Origin of the sequence: Bacillus cereus group sp. Sample62, assembly GCF_036851315.1 — a bacterium.
In the GTDB taxonomy this organism is placed as follows: Bacteria; Bacillota; Bacilli; order Bacillales; family Bacillaceae_G; genus Bacillus_A; species Bacillus_A wiedmannii.
In genome coordinates this window covers 312,974-332,273 of record NZ_JAFLPK010000002.1, presented here as the reverse complement: position 1 = coordinate 332,273, position 19,300 = coordinate 312,974, and the positions used below count along the sequence as shown (strand labels likewise).

The following is a 19,300-nucleotide window of genomic DNA, read 5'->3' as shown; positions in this document are numbered from 1 at the left end:
CTTAAGGATAGATTGGCTTGTTCATATTCATATCCTACCAGTAAAGATAATGAACAAGACAAAATATATTTTCGCAGTTTCCTTAATAATGATTTAAATGGAAAAAAACGGAGTTTAGAAAATAAAGCGAAAACGGAAAAACTTTTACCCGATGCTCATAAGCTTATTGGTACAAAGAATATTTCCGTATGCTTCACGCGTACACCAAAAGATGAGCGAAAAGAAAAAGAAGAAATAAAGACTAAATTTAACAAACTCTAATCTCAAATATAACCCAAAAGAGCCTGGCACAAATGTCGGGTTCTTTATATATACCTACTACACACCCAATCACTAGTAGCTATAGACTAGCATATCTATCTTGTTTATTTTTTATATACTATATATTTAAACTTGTTACAGAGTAGAAAAGTAACCTACATTTAAACCTACACGTACCCATAAGATCACATGGATTTGCTTCTGTAATGTACAAAGACATGAATCTCTAAACTAAAATCTCATGAACAATCGTTGGAAAATAGTCCTTATCATAAACTTTGTAGGTACTTTCTTGTCTTAATAACGGGACATGAAAGTCTAAACTTTTTGTACTTAGGACAAGAAACTCTAAACTACTTAGCCAGCAATAATGCAATAAGAAGAAAGTTAATTTTCTCCTTATTGCATTATTACTATTAAAAAAGAACTTATAGGGGTCCCGTCACATGCCCATCAACTTAAGAACGAAAACAAAATGAACTTTCGTTCAAACAAACTAAAAAACACGTAATGTACTTTTGGTATTGAAAAGTACACACACCAAATAAACTCTAACGAGTTTCATTTTAAAAATTATGCAGCTTTCTTTTGTTTTCCAAACCCATTATACTCATAGACAACACCCATAATATCAAAGATAGTTTTCTTCTCATATCGATGAGATTTCCGTCCATTCTTCTGTAGGAGGTCGAACAAACGGATTAAAATCTTTGTTAGATTTTGGGTGTTTCTCTGTATCGCTTGATATAACAGCGATACATGATCTTGAATCATCCCAATGGCTTTATATTCACTTAATTCTCTTTTGTTCTTTTGCAAAAGAAGTTTACGCATCTTAAACATCGTAGAAGAACAGATAAAGATGGCAATAAGTCTTCCATACACATGACATTCTAATCGCTCTTTTTTGATAGTTTGCCAATGATGAATTTGAAATAAGGATTTCCACGTTTTAAAAATAATTTCTATTTGCCAGCGAAGGGAGTAAAAGTCATGTATTTGTTCCATCGGAACAACTCCTTCAGGCGTATTTGAGACATATATGTTGATACCCGTTAATCGTTTACTCTTTTCTGAAAATGTAATACCCTTTTTACTTTCAGTGTAACTTTGTTTTTTTCTACGTTCCTGTATCTGTTTGTCTGTTAAACGATAGATAATTACACGTGTGAATAGTTTTTGATTCTTTCCAATGTAAGCTTCTTTTATTTCGTATGTTTGACCGGGTTTTAAATTGTTCATAATATGTTCTAAATCAACTTGGATATACTGTGATTGCTTTTTTACGGTTCCGTTTCGAAAGTATTCTGGAAACGGATTTTTTACATACACGGTATGGTTTAATTTTAATCTGGATATATAATAAGCACCTCGTTGATCCATTTGATCTAAGTCTTCTAATGAAAAATAACCTAAATCACGGATACATAAATCGCTTGGACGTAATGTGTCTAAGCATTCTGTTCCAAAGGTCTTATCATTATTTTTTCCTGGACCTATCTGAAAGTTTAGAAACTGTCCGCTATGTAAGTCATATTCTAATTGAATCTTGATACCCGCTGTTTGTGCACAACCACCTGATCCAGGATATACATGGGCTAAATGTTTTGGTACTTGGAAAATCGTCGCATCTAAAATACGAATTCGTTGAAAATACGTGAGCGCCGCGCTTGAAATGGCCGATGTTTCACAGATTTTACTTTTCCATAATGCCGAAAAAATATATTTCAAAAATTCAACCGCTTTTTTATCAAAGCGTTTATTGAGTCCTTCTGGACTCATAAGAGTGCCTGTGGCCGCATGTAATTGACTGCATAGTCGAACAAGCGAGTCACTCGCTGTACGTTGACTTACCCAAATACATATGGTAGCTAATTCATTTCCAGAAAACTTTCGTTTTCTTTTTACAAAACCTAATTCTTTTGCGAGTTCTTCCAAAAGAGAAGGGGTTAAATGACGATACAGTTCTTCAGAAAATAGTTGTAATTCATCTTGAATCGAAAGATTCATAAAAAATGTCACCCTTTCTAGCTAGCTTTTTAGAAAGAATAACGATTTTTGTCACTTGGGGGTAGTGAAAATTCTTAAGTTGATGGGCATGTGACGGGACCCCTATTAAAGAAATTGTAGAAGGAACTGGTGTATCACAAGGTTCTCTTTATCGAGCAATTAATCAACGAAAACTCGAATAAACACAGAATTAATAACCCTCTAAGTTTTCTATGCACCCTCTACATATTAAAGAGCCAATTTACTCTTAACGGGGTAAATTTCGGCTCTTTTTTAGATAAATTCTCTTAGCGTGGTTTTTTTCCGAAATGCTGGCGGTACCCCAAAAATGATTCAAGTACCTTATGACTACAGTATAAGTGTTCCAGTTGCAACAGCACAGGCAGTTCAAGAAAATAACGAAAACCCTATTTCTTTAGAAGCACTTGGCTTATTAGTTAATCTACTTTCTTACCCTACAAAATGGGAATTGCATAAGACTGAAGTTTATAAGCGCTTTGCTAAGAACAAGCGTACATCGGTGAAAACAGCATGGAATGATCTTGTTGGAGCTAACTATATGATTGAATTCCGTTACCGTTCAGGGCGTTCCTACGAATATGTGTATTACTATCGTAAGGTACCGTTTTCTCCGGAAGAAAAGGCCGAAATCCTTGCTAATGCTGAAAAAGAGTTCGGGGAAATTTGGGATGTTGATTTTGTGCAGCCCAAATTGGACACCCCAAAATCAACACCTAATCAAAAGAATATATTAAATAAAAAACCTATATTAAATAATAATAATAAAGATATAGAGAATATTGATGATGATATGCGAACTTCTCCTTCAGGAGAAGATTCGACTTTACATAGTGACGAAGATATAAATCTAATTATTAGTAATCTAAGAGAAGCAACAAAAGAAGATATGGTAGACCGTAGTTTTAATTCGGTAGTTAGAAAAGTTGTCGATAAATATAACCAAGGAAAAGTTAATAGTTTCAGAGATTATTTGGTCACAGCTTTAGTTAGAAAAATTGAAGAGTTAGAGTTACGTCGTATTAAAGATAAAGCAAAACATGATCTTGTTATCGCTAAAAAGCAAAAAGCAGCTGAAAAACTTCAAAATCGTAAAATCAACAAAAATGTTGTTTTCTATAACTGGCTAGAAAAGTAACAAAAGGGGATGAAAGTATGCAAGCCACTGAATTAAAAACAAAAGAGCACTATATTCAAGGTTATAAAACACTTCAGTCTGAGTGGAAAGCCAAAGATAAAGAATTGTTATTTACAGGAAGGCTCGCTTATTGGACATATTGGATAAGTAAACATGCTGAGAAATCTGACAATCCGGAAGAAAGAGCAACTCTTTTTAATTTAAAAAGGAATGGAATACTGCTGCTTTCTAAGAGTAATTATGCCCAGGTAAGAAAATATGTCCCTAATCACCATAAAAAACTATGTTATTTTCATTATTTGAAAATGAAAAAATCACGGATGAATCCACATAAATTTTTATTTTTAAATGAAAATTTATTCGAAGATTGTTCAGAATGCCAAAAAGGAAAAGAACATTACTTTAGCTTATATTCTCTAGCAATATTGAACGAAATAGAGGATATAGAGGGTAGAAAGCCACTCTTTATCATGTATTCACCTTACTTAGATTTGAAAGAAGAATTCCCTAATATAGACTCTGTAGAGAACGTAAAAAGATATTATGGGACTGAACTATGTACAGTGGATCATGATAAAAAAATTAGTAATCTTGATGTGGAACCTTTCGGTATAGAGTTGATTATTAAGTATTTTACAAAAAACTATAATGCTTTATCAGAATATTTATTGCAAAGGGCTAAATCGTAGCCCTCTGCAATATCACAATAAAACATATTTGTTGTACTACAATAATGAGTGACAAAATGATAATGGCCCAAATGGAGCCGTTTAAATTGTAAAGGTATGTCCCCACTGCGGGTAGTAATTTTGGAAACATTGCGATTAATATAGTTACCGCCACTCCTAGTATTGCGAAGATTAATGTTAATAATGAAATTATATTTTTACTCATTAGTATCCTCCTCTTTAGTTTATTTTGGATATAGGTATTATAGTTTGGTTACCTCTCTATTCGAATAGTGTTGGTAGAAAAAGTTTTACTGAGGGCAAAACCTTGTTATAAAGCCTTTGAAGGATCTGCAGGAGGTCTATAAATAAGTCGATAATTCTAAAAATATATTTTTCTTTCTAAACTTATTTGATATAATGAGAGTAGATTTTTTAAATTTTTGTAGCCCTTGTACGTTTCCGTACCGTTGTGTACGTGCTGAATGAAGTTGGGCAGAAGATAATCGAAAGACCTTCATAAAAGGCTGTGTAACAGTTTGCTTTTATACTTTCCCACTAATGTGAGCTGAAAGATAAAAAGCGTTCTAGTAGATTAACTAGAACAAAAGACTTCATGAGTAACATGAAGAAGAATTATAAAGTTGCGAAACGGGATCATTATGTCCTTTTTTAAAAATTAAATGATTATCATTTAAAACGAGCGTGTTTTTTGAACAGGCTTTTTTATTTTGCCTTTATACTTAAAATTTAGCCTTTTAAGGGCTTTTAAATAGATTGCATTTACTTTTATAAGCAAAGTACTTGAAAACGAAATTTGGGGCGTCTAGAGCGCTCTGAGAGGGAGGGGTGGTTTTGTGAAAAACAAGGTAATCATTTTGTTGGCAAGGAATCTTTGAAAAAATTTTAATAGGAGGGGTTTTTATGAAAGTAAAAAAAGTGATGTTTCAGAATCCGTCTTTGGATTTTGAAAGTAAGCTAGAAATGTATGCTATACAGGATCAAAATGAAGGATCATTTATTTTTTCTATTCCTTCAGAAAGCTTTTCAATAAAAATCGAGAGAGAGCAAGATATTGAGCACTTCATTAAGTTTGGTTCTCTTTTTGGCCATTCAGATTTTAGGTTGAAAGTGGTCAATGTTATGAGATCGATAATGGATGATTTTAATTAAATAGTAAGTAGGATTTTTATTTCTTACTAAAATGGGCGAGCTCGTTGAGAGGTCGTTTTTTTGTTGTTTTCAATTTGTCAGCAAAGCTAATACAAGTTGACTGGTGGCGTGGATCGTAAGAGTGATAAACGTTCGTTTATTGCGACTGTCTAAGACAGGGAAATCGTCGGTAAGACTCGGGGTTATATGGCGGTGAGGCGCGCATTACCGTCCAGAAATAAAGTGAACGAAGCGTCAAGGCGCTTAGACGAAAGTCTTGCTGAATGCCGTTTACTTGGAGCGTGACGACGAAGTCGTCAACCTGCTACTACAGGGGGAAGCTTCATCTAGTACTAATAATCAAAATTGCATAGCAGGGGTGCTTTCTCTTTGCCGAACGGTTTGACGTTAGTCAAACTTGCATGATGAATTTTTCAACGAAGTGAAAAAAATTCGAATGCAAATTCGGCAAAGAGAAAGCACACGCAAAATGCCTGCTGAATCAAACGGAATCCTTCTCGCCCGTGATTTTGGGGTTGGGGGTTAATCCAGGCATTTGAGGAAGTCCAGAGGACGCCCAAAAATGCCGTTGGGCGAAGTGTGCATTTTTTGAAAAGGGGGGTAAAAATGGCCGAAAAAACAGCGAAGGGAAAATCTTCGATTATGCAGCAATTTGAAAAGACTTTTCGTCATACACGGTCTAATTCATTCGGTACTCGTGGTAGATACAAGAGCAGCTGCAGAAAGTTCATTGAGTTTCTCAATGAAAAATTCAAATTGAAAAATTTAAAAAATCTACATGACAAACATTTAGTTTCTTATATCGAGTACCGCCAAGACGAGGGGGTGGCAGCTAAAACATTGAAAAATGATCTGGCCGCGATTCGTTTTATGCACGATATGCTTCCAGAAGCAAAATACACTCTTTCGGATAATGATGGACTGAAACAAAACTATTCCGTTTCACTCGATAAGACTCCTGCAATAAAAGGGGATCGTTCATGGACCAACGAGGAGTACCGAAACATGCAAAAATTAGCCCTTGAAGTGTACCGAGACAATGGAACAGGAGCGAGAACAGCAAAAGATGTGCATAGCGTCATGACGCTATGCAGGACAATGGGTTTGAGGGTTACTGAAGCCGTCGCTATGACGCGTTCACAAGCAGAACAAGCGCTTCGAACAGGCGTTTATCAAGTAAAGAGTGAAGCGAAAAATGGTAAGTGGAGACAGGTTCCGGTTCCAATGGTTACGCGAAATGTTTTAGAAAAAAAACTGCGAGAAACTCCTCGCGGTGGTCGCTTCTTTGTTCGTGAAAATGAAAAAACTCACCTCGCGGTCAACCGTATAGAGAAGTTCTTATATAACAATCGAAAAAAAATAGAAACCCAAGAAGGTGTTGAACTGCGCACTTGGGAAAGAGATGGTGTGACACACATTAACGAGTTGACTTTCCATGGCTTACGCTATGCGTATGTACAAGATCGAGTTCAGCAAGAGATTGATAAAGGGTTTACACTAGAACAGGCTACGGAAAGAGTTACAAAAGAGGTTGGTCATGAGCGAACGGATGTTATTTATGTTTATTTAGGAGGTAAAGGTTGAGTATTTTGAATTATAATTTGTTGGTTTTACATAAGGAATGAAATATAAAAAACATATTCGCAAAGGGAAAAAAAAGGGGGGGCAAGCTACGGGAGTGTGACCACACTCCCCAAAAACTACGTTTTTGACTTGGTAGGGATATTCCTACGACCTTCGCAATTATTGTCACTCATTTTTTTCAAAATTTCATGCCTATAATTGTTGTCGCTACGCTCGATACAACTCTATATAAATCCATACGTTTTATTAATTTTAGTTGCCTTAATACCGAATGTCTTCGAAGATATAAATGTTAAAGTGCCTCTTAAATGGTGAAAACACGAGCTCAATAATCTAATAGAAAGCACCTTTACTTCTCTGACCCCTAGATGGCAATCTAAGGGTCTTTAATGTTAGCCCTTATTTAAAAAAAGGGAGAGGAAAACAAGCCTCTTAGAAAGCAAATATGAAGCTCTAAGGAGCTTTTTTTATTTAGGGGAGGTGAAATTTTATAGAATTTTATCTTGTTTTAGGAGAGTTTTTCTACTCGACATGCCACTTAAACTTATGTTGCCTATATAGAGATAAATATAAGTTAGCAAATGTAACTTTGATAGATTTAGCAGATTACTATTACTTACTCTACTGGTTTTTAGTGAATAAACGGAAGATACCTTTTCTTTTTTTACGTTCTTCTTCAGCAGCGATCATCATCTTTTTTGTTTCCTGGGTCTCACGTAAAGACTCCATCAATAATGAATCACGCTTATTCATTCGTTCTTCTATGTACCTTTGTTGTTCTTCTAATTGATTAAACAGTGCCTTATTCATCTTTATTAATTCATTTTGTTGTTCCTCAAGTGTTCCTATCCTATCAAATAATTCCTGAACTAGCTCATTACTAGAACGTATAGAAAGATCGGTGTTCTCGGTGTTCTTGATGTCGGACGGTTCCACTTTATACTTTGATGAAACAATAATCGCGGCGTTCTGCAAAGACATATTTTGCACCTGCACAAGGTTCTGAAATTTTTTTAAGACGATATGATCACGATTAAAGAACACGCGCTTGTTACCATCCGTTCTGTTGAAAAAATAACCTGCTTCTTCTAGTGCAATACACCATTTACGTAAAGTACTGTCACCTATATCTAAATCAAGAGTTATCTCTTTTGGTGAATATGGTTTTTCTGTGTTATTCATCGTTCTTTCCTCCGTCCCTTTACCGTTATTTTAATCCAAGTCTTATGTTATAGGTAGAGAACATAAATTCTCTTATCAGTTTTTGAAACAGATTATATTTTTGTTAAAACTATCTATTGCTATCACATAAGAAGAAAAAAACAAAAAAGGGATTCTTTGCCCGATTATTTAATAAATGAGCATTCATAAAGCGAATGCTCATTTATTTTGATTCAGTATAAAATTAAGCATGACTAGATTAACACATATTTTTAATTCTATTTCCTTTTTTATTGATCCATTTTCTTTGAAATTTAATAAATCATCTTCCTCTACATTTATCATTTTAGCTATATTTCTAATAGATAATTGGAACTCTTCGATTAATGTATCTAACAATATGTGTACTCTTTCGTTTGCTTCCATACCTGGAAGACCATAATTCAACATAGCAGAAATGTATTCTATTTTTTCCTTTTCATCATTTGTTATTTCCTCATCTTTTACATTATTTATTTTGCTTATAGGGATATTAAGTAACTTTGATAGTTGTTCAGGTTTTAAATCAAAGTTTTTTAATAAAATATGGAATTTTTCTTTATAAACATCAGAATTTTGATCGGATACACTTGAGTTTCTAAAATCTCCAAACATTGGAATCAATCTCCTTAAATATAAAAATATTGGAATTTTCTCTCGTGATAGTATATACTTCTTTTTGGAAAAAATAAACACTATTGGATGTAATTTCTGATGAAAAAACTTTTTTTAATCGTTGCTTCACTTTTACTAACATTAGTTATTTTTGCTCCAATGACTAATGTTAAAGCAGTAGAAAATAATGATGACTCTCAAGAAGTTACAACTATAAGTATACCAATTTATGAATATCCAGATAATAATTTTAGAGCTGCTAAGAAAGAAATTGCTAAAGCGAATTTTCATGTAGATAGTAGTAATAGAATTGTATATGAGGTAGTAATGAATAAAGGATATACATTTGAATCTTTTAGTGGTTTGATTATGGTTACAGATTTGACAAGTGGTTTATCTCAAGGAAGATTTACTATTTCCGGAAAAAGTGGTTCCGTTCAAATTGCTAAGCTTAAAAATCATCAGTTTTATGCATCAATATCAGGTGCTGTAAAAGCTAAAAATGGATTTGGATATTCGTTTGATGGAGCTCATTTAAGATGGATTTACAAATAATTTAATAGATCAATATAAAAGAGCATTCATAAAATGAATGCTCTTTTATATTTTACTGGCTCGAATTTTACAGATTGTTCGATTTGCTTATGTAGTGTCTTCCCTTGTTCAAGGAGTTCATAGGTACTTTTCAAAAGACTGTCTATATCGGGATATCCAGTTAATTTAAGCTTCATTTTCTCACTCCCGTAGTATTAGTGAATTTAGTCTATCAAATTATAGGCAGAAAACAAACTGGAGAAGCCCTTAGGCTTCTCCCTTCACTTTCATTTGGCTGAACTCAAAGAGTCCATGCACATTAACTAGAATACTCATAGAAAGACTGCTACATACATAAAAACATTCGACAAAAACTGAAGCGCCCCCTTATAAATAAGGGGGCGCTTCCTTCACATTCTTCATTCTCTGAGCTATGAAGCTCCTTCACGTTCATCAAAACAAGGCAATGCATGTCTTGTTTTTGTTTTAGCGATTACTAATATATCAGTTTTGTTGGATGTAGGTCAACTATTATTTTAAAAAATTAATATTTTTATAGATTTTTAGCTGTTACTTTTCAAAAAGTTCTTCTTCTTTACTCCCCATAATCCTGATTTTTCTATTGCTTCATTAATTGCATCTAAATCTGCCCCTTTTACATTTCCCTTATTTGATGCAAAGTCGAACCTTTGGATACTAATTGGAGTTGAATTCAAGACATTGACCCATCGAGTCATGTTCTTGAAGCCCCAAACTTTTTTTATTTCAACGTATATACCACTTTTTTTCTGATCATTAGTAGGCTCTTGGGTTGATAAAGGCAATACAATAGCTGTATTTCCACCTCTTCTTAAAACAATACCAGGATGACGTCCACCGAATTCTTCGTCAATGTTAAATCCGAATTCAATCCAATAAACATCACCACGTTTGATGTGAGTACCATCTGGAATTGAAAAATTTTTTTCGTTGATAATCATATTTGTTTTTTGTTGTACCCAAGCTAAGTAATCCTTAGCTAAGGCAATCTCTTTTTCATTATTCGATTTACTTTTAATATCATAAAACTTTTCTAATTCCTGTATTGCATTTGTTAACCTTGTTTTCATATACATACCCTACCCCTCATTTTCTGTATGATTATTTTACCACTGATGAAATACTAACTTGCTTCTCATCTACAAAAGTAATCGTTTTATTCAGCCGAATAGTTGCGATACTTTCTGAGATTCATAAAGCAGTATAGCGATTAAAATTCTTCGTTTTAAGAGGGGGGGATCAAATTTTTTTATATTTTTTCTAATGTATGAATTTAGATAATTTCTTACATAAAAAAGCCCAGAATAGATATCTGGTCTTCTTTTTATTCCACTATCTATTTAATTGCCTCTTTTTTGCCCTTATTAGCGTACTTTTCGAGATTCCTGTTAAATCCTCCACCTGCTTATATGAATGGGTCTCTAACAGTCTTAAAGCGTGTTCTATTTGTTTTTTTCCATACTTTCTTGGTCTACCTTCTCTAAAGTCCTCACGAAGTTTAGCAATGGCTTTACCTTCTTGGGTGCGTTCTACGATCATATCCCTTTCAAATTCTGCAAAGGCACTCATAACGTTAAATACAAGCCGTCCTGTTGGCGTGTTCTCCACTAGTCCCATGTTTAAAATATGGACTTTTACGCCTTTATCAAATAGTTCCGTCACTATGTGGCCCAGTACCAGCGTTCGTGTAACCAGGGGCAAAGTAAATCTATTTTTATTGATACAGTCCTGACTCTAGGGGCTTTTTTTATATTCTAAATTCCTATAAGATTTTGTTGATACATATGATAAGGAGGAACAACACAGTGAAGCAAAATTGGGATTTAGAAGAACTCATTGAACATTTTACCGTTATCCCAGAAGAAATACGCTTACTTGGAAATAGACATGGAGGAACACGACTTGGATTTGCCGTTCTCCTAAAGTTCTTTCAATATCAAGGGCGTTTTCCAAAAGGGAAACAGGAAATAAGCAAAGATGTGATTCAATACATTGCCAAGCAAGTAGATATATCTAGAGATTTATTTCAAGAGTATGATTGGGACGGAAGGTCTATTAAATATCATCGTGCTCAAATTCGTAATCACATGGGATTTAGGGACTGCACCCTTAATGATATGGAACAAGTAAAATCCTGGCTTCAAGCTAACATCCTACCGCAGGAACTACAAATAGACAGAGTAAGAGAACATGTACTACATCACCTAAGAAAACAACAAATTGTTCCCCCAGCTCATGACCATTTAGAGCGAAACATCAAGTCAGCCATTTATCAGTATGAGGAACAGATTTCTCAATCCATTTCCTCTCAACTTTCTGATCACTCCCAATCTAAGTTAGACACGTTTATACGTACTTGGTCCCATACAGAACAGATAGAAGAAGATCAAACTATTCTCAGTTTCCGAGAGCTTGTATCTGATCCTGGAAGGATCGGGTTAGACAGTTTATTTCAAGAGATAGAAAAACTACGAACAGTACGAGATATACAGCTTCCACCTGATTTATTCTATGGTGTTTCACCCAAGATGATCCGAAAATACAGACAGCGAGCTGTCTCTGAAGACATTAGAGAATTACGAAGGCATCCTGATCCGATCCGTTATACTTTATTGGCAGCTTTCTTTTGGTGTAGAGGTAGAGAAATTACGGATAACTTAGTTGAGCTCATCATCCAAATTGTTCATCGAATCGGTGCTCGGGCAGAACGAAAAGTAGAAAAAGAGTTTTTACGCGATTTTCGTAAAGTAAGTGGGAAGACAAACGTATTGTTCCGTATGGCTGAAAAGGCAGTGGAACAACCAGACGGGATTGTGCGAGATGTTTTATTTCCTGTCGTAGGCGAAGATACATTAAAAGATATTGTGAAGGAAATGAAACATACAGGTCCCTCCTATAAACAAAAAGTACATACCGTCATGAGATCCTCCTACGGTACTCATTACAGAAGAATGGTTCCAGCTTTACTAGATATTCTAGAATTTCGATCCAATAATGATGTGCATCGACCTGTGATAGATGCCATTGATTTACTTACACAATATAAGCTTACCAATCAGTATACATATAATGAAACAGATTATATCCCAATTGAAGGAATCGTTAAGCCAGGTTGGATTGATACGGTCATTGATAAAGAAACAAACCGTGTAAACCGAATGAATTATGAAATCTGTGTACTCCAAGCTCTTCGAGATCGATTACGTTGTAAAGAAGTATGGGTAGTAGGAGCTGATCGGTATAGAAACCCAGAGGAAGATCTACCAAAAGATTTTGAACAAAACAGAGAAAAACATTATGAAGCGCTTCGTAAACCTCTTGAAGTACAAACACTTATTCAAGAACTGAAACAGAGTATGAATACGGCTCTCGAGAAATTAGATAAAAGTGTAAAAAATAACTCCCAGGTACGTATTTTGAATAAGGGAAATGGCTGGATTTTTGTGTCACCTTTACAGGCACAGGCTGAGCCGGTTAACCTCAATCTCGTAAAAGCAGAGGTCATGAAGCGTTGGCCAATGACCAATCTTTTGGATATTTTAAAAGAGGCAGATTTACGTGTACATCTGACAGATGTGTTCCAAACGCTAGGAAATCGTGAGATCCTTGATAAGGAAACATTGCAACGAAGACTAATTCTTTGCTTATATGGATTGGGAACAAACACAGGATTAAAGCGAATTGCGGCTGGCGATCATGGAGAAAGTTACAAGGACTTACTCTATGTACGGCGAAAATTCATCCATAAAGAGAACCTACGGCAAGCCATTTCAAAGGTAACCAACTCCATTCTAGATGCTCGTGTAACAGAAGTATGGGGGGAAGGAACAACCGCATGTGCGTCTGATAGCAAAAAATTTGGGGCTTGGGATCAGAACTTATTGACTGAATGGCATATTCGATATAGAGGACGTGGGGTAATGATTTATTGGCACGTGGAAAAGAACTCTACATGTATTTATTCGCAACTAAAATCCTGTTCTTCTTCAGAAGTAGCTTCTATGATCGAAGGGTTACTTCGTCATTGCACAAATATGGAAGTAGAAAAAAACTACGTGGATACACACGGTCAAAGTGAAGTTGCCTTCGCTTTTTGTCATTTGCTTGGCTTTCAACTAATGCCGAGATTTAAAGCCATTCATGCACAAAAACTGTATCGTCCGGATGTAGGCATGCAAGACTCTTATCCAAACTTACAGCCTGTTTTAACAAGAGCGATTAATTGGAGTTTAATTGAACAACAGTATGATCAAATGATAAAATATGCAACTGCTTTACGATTAGGTACAGCTGAAACAGAGGCGGTTCTCAAACGTTTCACTCGTAATAGTGGGCATCCAACGTATCGAGCACTCAGTGAATTAGGAAAAGTGTTAAAAACGATCTTCCTTTGTGAGTATTTATCATCAGAAGAAGTCCAAAGAGAAATCCATGAAGGGTTAAATGTTGTTGAAAACTGGAACTCAGCCAATAGCTTTATTTTTTACGGAAAAGGAGGAGAAATTCAAACAAACCGAGTGGAAGATCAAGAAGTCGCTGTACTTGCTCTCCATCTTCTTCAAAACTGTTTGGTGTTAATCAATACACTGATGATTCAAGAGGTACTTTTGGAACAAAACAAATCTCTTCTTCAAAAGTTAGCTCCTGAGGATTTCAGAGCCTTAACACCATTAATCTATGCCCATGTAAACCCGTATGGGACATTTAAGTTAAACATGCAAGAACGTCTGCCCATTCAAAGATCTTCCTAAGAATTACGATATATCTTTTCTTTTTTGTAAAGAGAAACTTCCCGTCTTCGGGTAGTACCAGCGAATGTCACCACCCGCAATAAGGAATAGCAAGTTAATTCCAAATATTTTTTGCATAAAGAACAAGCCATAATATACTAGTTCATGAATGAATTCTTGTATATTATGGCTTAATTTATTTAACTCCATCTTCACCAATTGCGCCCTATTGGGAACAACTGGACACCAAAGTAAAAAAGACGTATTCCTTAAGGAAAGCACCTGGTATTTAATTTTCAATCAATACTGAAGAAGTTCCACCAACATTTTTCGGGGAATTTTGTACGCTAAGTTAATTTCGACATCAAAGCTGATTTTTTTATCCTCATAGTCGCTTTATTACATTTTTAATTGTATGCTGCATTTTGTTGAACTGAAGAGAGCTTATACAATAATAAAAAATGTCCAGAAATCAAGAGAGCAATTAAAATGAAATTTAAGCTATAACTGTTTGTTAGTTCCATCATTTTACTTGAAGCTGCTGGACCAAATGCCATACCTACAAAATTCAATAAATTATATAACCCGAGACCTACTCCAATTTTAGCTGGATTTAAAGTTTGTGGAACAAGTGTATTTAATGATACTTGGATTGAAAAATAGCTCATCATCGTTAAAATTACTGCGATTGAAAGAATGATTACATTCGCATTTGGAATTAAAGCAAGCATGAGAAAGCCAATAATCATTACGATAGATGCTATATAAACCATTTTAATATTCCCAATTGTCAAAATGATTTTTCTTGTTACAAAAATTGATAAAATGCCAAATAAAGACGCAATAAACACTACGATACCGATTAAAAATGGCGATAATCCATTTCTTTTTGCTAATAACAAAGGAAGAAGAAATAAATTTGCCATTAATGCAACATTAATAATAAAACCAATCGCAATAACGCGTAAAAATGTTATATTTTTAAATAACTCAATATCAACGAATGGATGTTTTGCTTTTGTCATCCAAACCTTAAACAAGATCAAGAGCACGATTGAAAGAATAAACAGCATCTTATTTATATTTACTCCTAATAAAGTAGAAGCAATTAATGCAAATAACAATCCAGCTCCAATAAAATCAAAATGAAGTGGAGAAGGATTAATCTCTTCCTTCGGCATAAATTTCAGAAGCAATCCGATCCCGATGATACTAACCACCATAATCAAGAACAAAAAAGGCCAGCCCAATGAATAGGTAATCGCTCCACCAACCAATGGACCAATCCCAACAGCCAACGCGATAGCCGCACTAATCATAGCTAAAGCAGTCGGACGTTTAGTTGATTCTACCATTTTTGCTACTGAAACCATGGCAAGTGCAATAAAAGCACCCCCACCACTTGCTTGTAAGAGCCTTGCAAGAATAACAATTGTGTAAGTTTGATTACTAAAACCTATTATTGAACCTAAACTAAATAATATAATGGCTATAATAAAAAGTTTTTTAATACTAACAAAATCAGCCAATTTTCCATATGTCATGGAGCCAATTGCAACCACCATCGAATACCCAACTACAATCCAGCTGACCTGAGACGGACTAATGGATAAATCCAACGAAATGTTTGCTAAGGCTACATTAAATAAGACAGCATTCATGACACCCAATATTACTAAAAAACATAACGTTAAAACTAACCCTATATGATTACTTTTCTCTTTATTCAAAATCCACACCTCTTAAAATGTTATAGTTTTAAAACAATCAAACACCTAATCAAAAATTAAGGTTTTTTGGTACTTATAATGTTCCCAAAAAACCAGGTAGAAATTCGTGGAAAGTTTCCTCCTTTATCGTAATGAATTTATATTGACCATGTCGTTTTAAATCAATTAAGTCAGCCTCCTGCAAAATCTTAAGATGGTACGAACGATTGGACTTATTCATTCCGAGAGATTCTTCGACATCTCCGCATGTATGTTTATTTTTATCATGATAAAGATAACGAAGGATTTCAATTCGCTTTACTTCCGCTAAGGCTTTAAAAATTTTTACAAGTTGTTCATCTGGGTTAAATTGTTTGATAGTCATAGAACTATATTAATGCTGAATTTTCATTATGTCAAGCTTCAAAAAATTAAAATGAAAAAGTAAAGTCATTCAAATATCCTTGCCTTCTTTTAACCCACAATCTGGCCCTTTAAATGTAAATTGGACACAACTCTTATTAAGGATTGTGCCCTATTCTTGAATCTCTATAATAAATTATGCCCAAAGTTATTTTAATTACCCCGATTTAAGCGTTCTGCAATTGTGCTAACACAAGATCGGCAACTGGGCCCCCCGATGCTGGGTTCTGCCCTGTGACGGCCATCCTCAATTGCATACGGATCATATGCTTTATCTGCTTTCTTGTAGTGGGCTCCTCTTTTAATCAATTCATCTTCTGTTAAGAATGGAACATATTGATCCAACTGGGCAAGCTGCTCTTCTTCATTCGAAAATCCTGTTACTTGTTTGTCTTTAATAAGGTATTCACCATTGTCGAGTTTAATATTAAGCAGACCAGCTGCACCATGACAAACCGAAGAAACAATACCACCGTTTGCATAAATTCTTTGGCTAATTTCCTGTAGTTGGGGTAGCGTCAGGAAAATGCGGATTTACAACGTTAAGGAAATTACAATATTAAAAATCCCAATTTCTCAGTATTAAAGTTGAGAAATTGGGATTTTTTCGCTACTCCAGAAAAGCGCCCTTTAATGGAATAACTATTATTGGATTGTTTTAAGCTTATATACCACTCTAGTTGAAACCATTTCAGTGATGTTTTCTCGGTATTCTTGGTAATGCTTGGACTGAATATGGCTATCTATCGCTTCATTGTCTTTCCATACTTCATATAGAACAAAAGTATGATCTTCAATAGATTGATGAACGTCATACTTTATACAACCTACTTCTTCTCTGGAAGCCATTTGGACCTTTTTCAGTTCCGATAATAACTGTTCTTCAAAGCTTTCTTTCGACTTTAAAATGGCGGTGATAATTATTGGTTCCATGCTTTATTTTCCTTATTAATTTCTTTTTTCAAGGGCTTTTACCAATTCCTTACCCAAAGCTTCAGAAGAAAATGGATCACGTCCAGTTACTAATTGATCATTACCCCATACCACTTTTTCCTCTGAGGTATACTCTGCTATCTTTCTCATTTCACCTTCTAGACTATATGGTAAAATGTCAGGAAGTCCTGCAGGTTCTACAGCTTCTGGATAGCCTGTTACTTTCAAACCAGCAATGATACTTTTACCATCAGGACGTTTTGTCCAAATTAAAGGAGCAGGTCCATGACACACGGCAGCAACAATGTTCCCGTTATCATAAATGGTATTAATAATATTATGCAACTCTTCATTCTTGGCTAGGTCATACATGGCACCATGACCGCCAACAACCAAAACTGCATCGTATTCGTTTGGATTGACTTCCGAAATCTTTTGCGTTTTGTCAGCTCTTCCAGATTCATACAATTCTTTATATTTACCTTCAGGGTCAAACTCTTTACTAATACTATTTTTGTCAATTTCAGGTTTACCGCCTATTGGTGAAGCCAAATCCACTTGATGACCCGCCTTCTCCAATAGCTCCATGGGTGCAAATAATTCTTCACCCCACCAACCAGTTTCATAATTGTTTTCTACATCTTTGAATCCACTTGATAATACTGCTAATACTTTAGCCATTTTATATTCCTCCATTATATTTAATATCATGTTCCAAATATAATTATTTTATTAAATAGGTTAATTTATTCTTTTAAGCTACGCATTCTTCCTCGCTCAAAACTCTTATTCCTTTTACCTTTTGCTCACTCTATTCCGTTTTAGTATTATTTATTGAAACTCATATTATCCTCCACTCCTTAAAATTTTTTATTGCCAATAAGCTTGAACAATTTTATTCTATACGTTAAAGTGTGCTTTAACGCAAGTGTAGATAATCTGGAAATTTTAGGAGAGTTAAAATGAAGTTTTATTCTATTAATGATGTTTCCTCTTTTACGGATGTTTCTCCATCCAACCTACGTTACTATGAAAAAGAAGGTTTGTTACCTCCAATTGAAAGGGATAAAAATGGGGTAAGAATTTATAATGAAACAGATTTGGAATGGATCCAGTTTATTAAAGCAATTCGTTCGACAGATATGTCAATCGCTAACATTAAAAGATACGTTCGTTTATTTAACGAAGGCAAAGAGACTGTTCAAGAAAGAAAGGAATTAATTCAAAACCACAAAAAGAAGGTGGAAATAGAAATTGCAGAAAAGCAAAGACATTTAAAAAGATTAGAACGAAAAATAAAATACTATGATGCTATTGAGAGAAGGATGCAAAGAATGAAATTTTAGCTTTAATGTGGAAGAAAATACAAGTCGAATGTTAAGAGAGAGTGCACTTTTGTTGAAAAATCAACAAATCCTAACTAGATATTGTGACTTCTAGATGTCGAATCGACGGAAAACACACTTGTATCTTGAAGAAGAACTAATTATTCTTTGTTCTGTTTGTAACAAAAACGACCATTATTGTTACAATAATTAGTAATAAACTTTTAGTCTAATTAACTTGCATAACGAGCGTAACAAAAATATGTAACAATATTATTTGTAACAATATCCTCATTGAATCGTTTTTGGTACAATGTTTAGTAAGGGAGATGATAAACATGAAGTTTGGTTATATGCGTGTTTCTACATTAGACCAAAATTTGGATCGCCAAAAGAAACAACTTGAAGAGTTTGGATGCGATCGTATTTTCTTCGAAAAAATAACCGGTACAAAACGAAACCGTCCAGAGTTAAATAGTATGCTAGAATTTCTTCGTCCAGAAGATACAATTGTTGTAACAGATTTAACTCGATTATCACGTTCTACAAAAGATCTCATTGAAATCACGGAACATATTTCTCAAAAAGGTGCTCACTTGAAAAGTTTAAAGGAATCATGGCTCGATACAGCAACAGCACATGGAAAAATGTTATTTACTATTTTCGCTGGTATTGCTCAATTTGAACGAGATTTAACTTCTGAGCGGACCAAGGAAGGGATTCAGGCTGCAAGGAAGCGAGGGAAACATCCTGGAAGACCAAAAATGGATGAGGAAAAGATTGATTATGCTTTATATCTTATTAATCAAGGTATGAGTCGTACAGATGCTGCAGAGAAAGCCGGTATCTCTAGAATGACTTTGTATCGCAAGATGCAACAAGATACTATGGCCAACTGATAATCTAATGAAGAAACTGAGTAGTTAAATTAAATAGTTTA

At 34.6% G+C, this 19,300-nt stretch carries 19 protein-coding genes and 3 pseudogenes; 10 read left to right on the top strand and 12 right to left on the bottom strand.

All coding sequences use genetic code 11. From position 1 onward, the window contains the following. Positions 1-261 (top strand): DUF6037 family protein (locus J0835_RS28620; protein WP_333728201.1); only part of this gene is annotated, 261 nt, incomplete at its 5' end. Between the two features lie 573 nt (positions 262-834). Here J0835_RS28620 and J0835_RS28615 read toward each other — a convergent pair. Next, the gene (locus J0835_RS28615) at positions 835-2,271 is read right to left on the bottom strand and encodes an IS4 family transposase (protein WP_001053964.1); all 1,437 of its coding nucleotides are present in this window, start codon (positions 2,269-2,271) and stop codon (positions 835-837) included. Positions 2,272-2,375: 104 nt separating this feature from the next. Here J0835_RS28615 and J0835_RS28610 point away from each other — a divergent pair. The 3 genes and pseudogenes from J0835_RS28610 to J0835_RS28600 form a co-directional block, all read left to right on the top strand. Further along, a pseudogene (locus J0835_RS28610) lies at positions 2,376-2,453 on the top strand (recombinase family protein); the annotation flags it as partial. Between the two features lie 146 nt (positions 2,454-2,599). Beyond that, a complete protein-coding gene (locus tag J0835_RS28605; RefSeq protein ID WP_333728200.1) occupies positions 2,600-3,427 on the top strand; it encodes a hypothetical protein in 828 nt (275 codons plus the stop codon). 17 nt (positions 3,428-3,444) lie between these two features. Next, a complete protein-coding gene (locus J0835_RS28600; RefSeq protein ID WP_333728199.1) occupies positions 3,445-4,116 on the top strand; it encodes a hypothetical protein in 672 nt (223 codons plus the stop codon). On the opposite strand, the gene J0835_RS28595 is transcribed toward J0835_RS28600, so the two are convergent. Then, positions 4,106-4,321: a hypothetical protein gene (locus J0835_RS28595; protein ID WP_333728198.1), complete on the bottom strand. Its 216-nt coding sequence runs from the start codon at positions 4,319-4,321 to the stop codon at positions 4,106-4,108. The genes J0835_RS28600 and J0835_RS28595 overlap by 11 nt on opposite strands. Before the next feature lie 698 nt (positions 4,322-5,019). Here J0835_RS28595 and J0835_RS28590 point away from each other — a divergent pair. Beyond that, entirely contained in the window at positions 5,020-5,268 is a 249-nt protein-coding gene (locus tag J0835_RS28590; protein ID WP_259549669.1) for a hypothetical protein, read from the top strand. Between the two features lie 606 nt (positions 5,269-5,874). Continuing rightward, positions 5,875-6,852, top strand: a complete 978-nt coding sequence (locus J0835_RS28585; RefSeq protein WP_333728197.1) for a tyrosine-type recombinase/integrase — start codon at positions 5,875-5,877, stop codon at positions 6,850-6,852. Positions 6,853-7,473: 621 nt separating this feature from the next. On the opposite strand, the gene J0835_RS28580 is transcribed toward J0835_RS28585, so the two are convergent. Continuing rightward, entirely contained in the window at positions 7,474-8,034 is a 561-nt protein-coding gene (locus tag J0835_RS28580; RefSeq protein WP_333728196.1) for a DUF3967 domain-containing protein, read from the bottom strand. 198 nt (positions 8,035-8,232) lie between these two features. Next, entirely contained in the window at positions 8,233-8,667 is a 435-nt protein-coding gene (locus J0835_RS28575) for an HTH domain-containing protein (RefSeq protein WP_333728195.1), read from the bottom strand. 99 nt (positions 8,668-8,766) lie between these two features. Here J0835_RS28575 and J0835_RS28570 point away from each other — a divergent pair, with 99 nt between their 5' ends. Next, positions 8,767-9,222: a hypothetical protein gene (locus J0835_RS28570; protein WP_333728194.1), complete on the top strand. Its 456-nt coding sequence runs from the start codon at positions 8,767-8,769 to the stop codon at positions 9,220-9,222. 542 nt (positions 9,223-9,764) lie between these two features. On the opposite strand, the gene J0835_RS28565 is transcribed toward J0835_RS28570, so the two are convergent. Next, positions 9,765-10,310 (bottom strand): type II toxin-antitoxin system PemK/MazF family toxin, encoded by a 546-nt coding sequence (locus J0835_RS28565; protein ID WP_333728193.1) that lies wholly within the window; start codon positions 10,308-10,310, stop codon positions 9,765-9,767. Between the two features lie 262 nt (positions 10,311-10,572). After that, positions 10,573-10,902, bottom strand: a pseudogene (locus tag J0835_RS28560) (recombinase family protein); the annotation flags it as partial. A gap of 143 nt (positions 10,903-11,045) precedes the next feature. Between J0835_RS28560 and J0835_RS28555 the strand changes: the two are divergent. Next, positions 11,046-13,991, top strand: coding sequence for a Tn3 family transposase (locus J0835_RS28555; RefSeq protein WP_062821409.1), 2,946 nt, complete (start codon positions 11,046-11,048; stop codon positions 13,989-13,991). 3 nt (positions 13,992-13,994) lie between these two features. Here J0835_RS28555 and J0835_RS28550 read toward each other — a convergent pair whose 3' ends face one another. From J0835_RS28550 to J0835_RS28525, 6 genes and pseudogenes are all read right to left on the bottom strand, one after another. After that, positions 13,995-14,186: a hypothetical protein gene (locus J0835_RS28550; RefSeq protein ID WP_062821410.1), complete on the bottom strand. Its 192-nt coding sequence runs from the start codon at positions 14,184-14,186 to the stop codon at positions 13,995-13,997. Positions 14,187-14,377: 191 nt separating this feature from the next. Next, positions 14,378-15,700, bottom strand: a complete 1,323-nt coding sequence (locus tag J0835_RS28545; RefSeq protein WP_062821411.1) for an MFS transporter — start codon at positions 15,698-15,700, stop codon at positions 14,378-14,380. 73 nt (positions 15,701-15,773) lie between these two features. Further along, complete coding sequence (locus J0835_RS28540; RefSeq protein ID WP_057525874.1) at positions 15,774-16,064, bottom strand: ArsR/SmtB family transcription factor; 291 nt, start codon at positions 16,062-16,064, stop codon at positions 15,774-15,776. A gap of 205 nt (positions 16,065-16,269) precedes the next feature. Next, positions 16,270-16,612 (bottom strand): annotated as a pseudogene (locus J0835_RS28535) (type 1 glutamine amidotransferase domain-containing protein); the annotation flags it as partial. Between the two features lie 135 nt (positions 16,613-16,747). Further along, positions 16,748-17,035 carry a putative quinol monooxygenase gene (locus tag J0835_RS28530; RefSeq protein WP_057525875.1) on the bottom strand — a complete coding sequence of 96 codons (288 nt, stop codon included), beginning with the start codon at positions 17,033-17,035 and terminating at the stop codon, positions 16,748-16,750. Between the two features lie 15 nt (positions 17,036-17,050). Continuing rightward, a complete protein-coding gene (locus J0835_RS28525; RefSeq protein WP_057526778.1) occupies positions 17,051-17,716 on the bottom strand; it encodes a type 1 glutamine amidotransferase domain-containing protein in 666 nt (221 codons plus the stop codon). 281 nt (positions 17,717-17,997) lie between these two features. On the opposite strand from J0835_RS28525, the gene J0835_RS28520 reads away from it, so the two are divergent. Both J0835_RS28520 and J0835_RS28515 read left to right on the top strand, forming a co-directional pair. Next, positions 17,998-18,381 carry a MerR family transcriptional regulator gene (locus tag J0835_RS28520; protein WP_057526779.1) on the top strand — a complete coding sequence of 128 codons (384 nt, stop codon included), beginning with the start codon at positions 17,998-18,000 and terminating at the stop codon, positions 18,379-18,381. Between the two features lie 317 nt (positions 18,382-18,698). Beyond that, positions 18,699-19,259, top strand: coding sequence for a recombinase family protein (locus tag J0835_RS28515; protein WP_000668449.1), 561 nt, complete (start codon positions 18,699-18,701; stop codon positions 19,257-19,259). Positions 19,260-19,300: the final 41 nt, after the last annotated feature.

Bases quoted from the DNA above. Each gene is read 5' to 3' on its own strand.
- J0835_RS28615 (WP_001053964.1), bottom strand. From the start codon at position 2,271: ATGAATCTTTCGATTCAAGATGAATTACAACTATTTTCTGAAGAACTG.
- J0835_RS28605 (WP_333728200.1), top strand. From the start codon at position 2,600: ATGATTCAAGTACCTTATGACTACAGTATAAGTGTTCCAGTTGCAACA.
- J0835_RS28600 (WP_333728199.1), top strand. From the start codon at position 3,445: ATGCAAGCCACTGAATTAAAAACAAAAGAGCACTATATTCAAGGTTAT.
- J0835_RS28595 (WP_333728198.1), bottom strand. From the start codon at position 4,321: ATGAGTAAAAATATAATTTCATTATTAACATTAATCTTCGCAATACTA.
- J0835_RS28590 (WP_259549669.1), top strand. From the start codon at position 5,020: ATGAAAGTAAAAAAAGTGATGTTTCAGAATCCGTCTTTGGATTTTGAA.
- J0835_RS28585 (WP_333728197.1), top strand. From the start codon at position 5,875: ATGGCCGAAAAAACAGCGAAGGGAAAATCTTCGATTATGCAGCAATTT.
- J0835_RS28580 (WP_333728196.1), bottom strand. From the start codon at position 8,034: ATGAATAACACAGAAAAACCATATTCACCAAAAGAGATAACTCTTGAT.
- J0835_RS28575 (WP_333728195.1), bottom strand. From the start codon at position 8,667: ATGTTTGGAGATTTTAGAAACTCAAGTGTATCCGATCAAAATTCTGAT.
- J0835_RS28570 (WP_333728194.1), top strand. From the start codon at position 8,767: ATGAAAAAACTTTTTTTAATCGTTGCTTCACTTTTACTAACATTAGTT.
- J0835_RS28565 (WP_333728193.1), bottom strand. From the start codon at position 10,310: ATGAAAACAAGGTTAACAAATGCAATACAGGAATTAGAAAAGTTTTAT.
- J0835_RS28540 (WP_057525874.1), bottom strand. From the start codon at position 16,064: ATGACTATCAAACAATTTAACCCAGATGAACAACTTGTAAAAATTTTT.
- J0835_RS28530 (WP_057525875.1), bottom strand. From the start codon at position 17,035: ATGGAACCAATAATTATCACCGCCATTTTAAAGTCGAAAGAAAGCTTT.
- J0835_RS28525 (WP_057526778.1), bottom strand. From the start codon at position 17,716: ATGGCTAAAGTATTAGCAGTATTATCAAGTGGATTCAAAGATGTAGAA.
- J0835_RS28520 (WP_057526779.1), top strand. From the start codon at position 17,998: ATGAAGTTTTATTCTATTAATGATGTTTCCTCTTTTACGGATGTTTCT.
- J0835_RS28515 (WP_000668449.1), top strand. From the start codon at position 18,699: ATGAAGTTTGGTTATATGCGTGTTTCTACATTAGACCAAAATTTGGAT.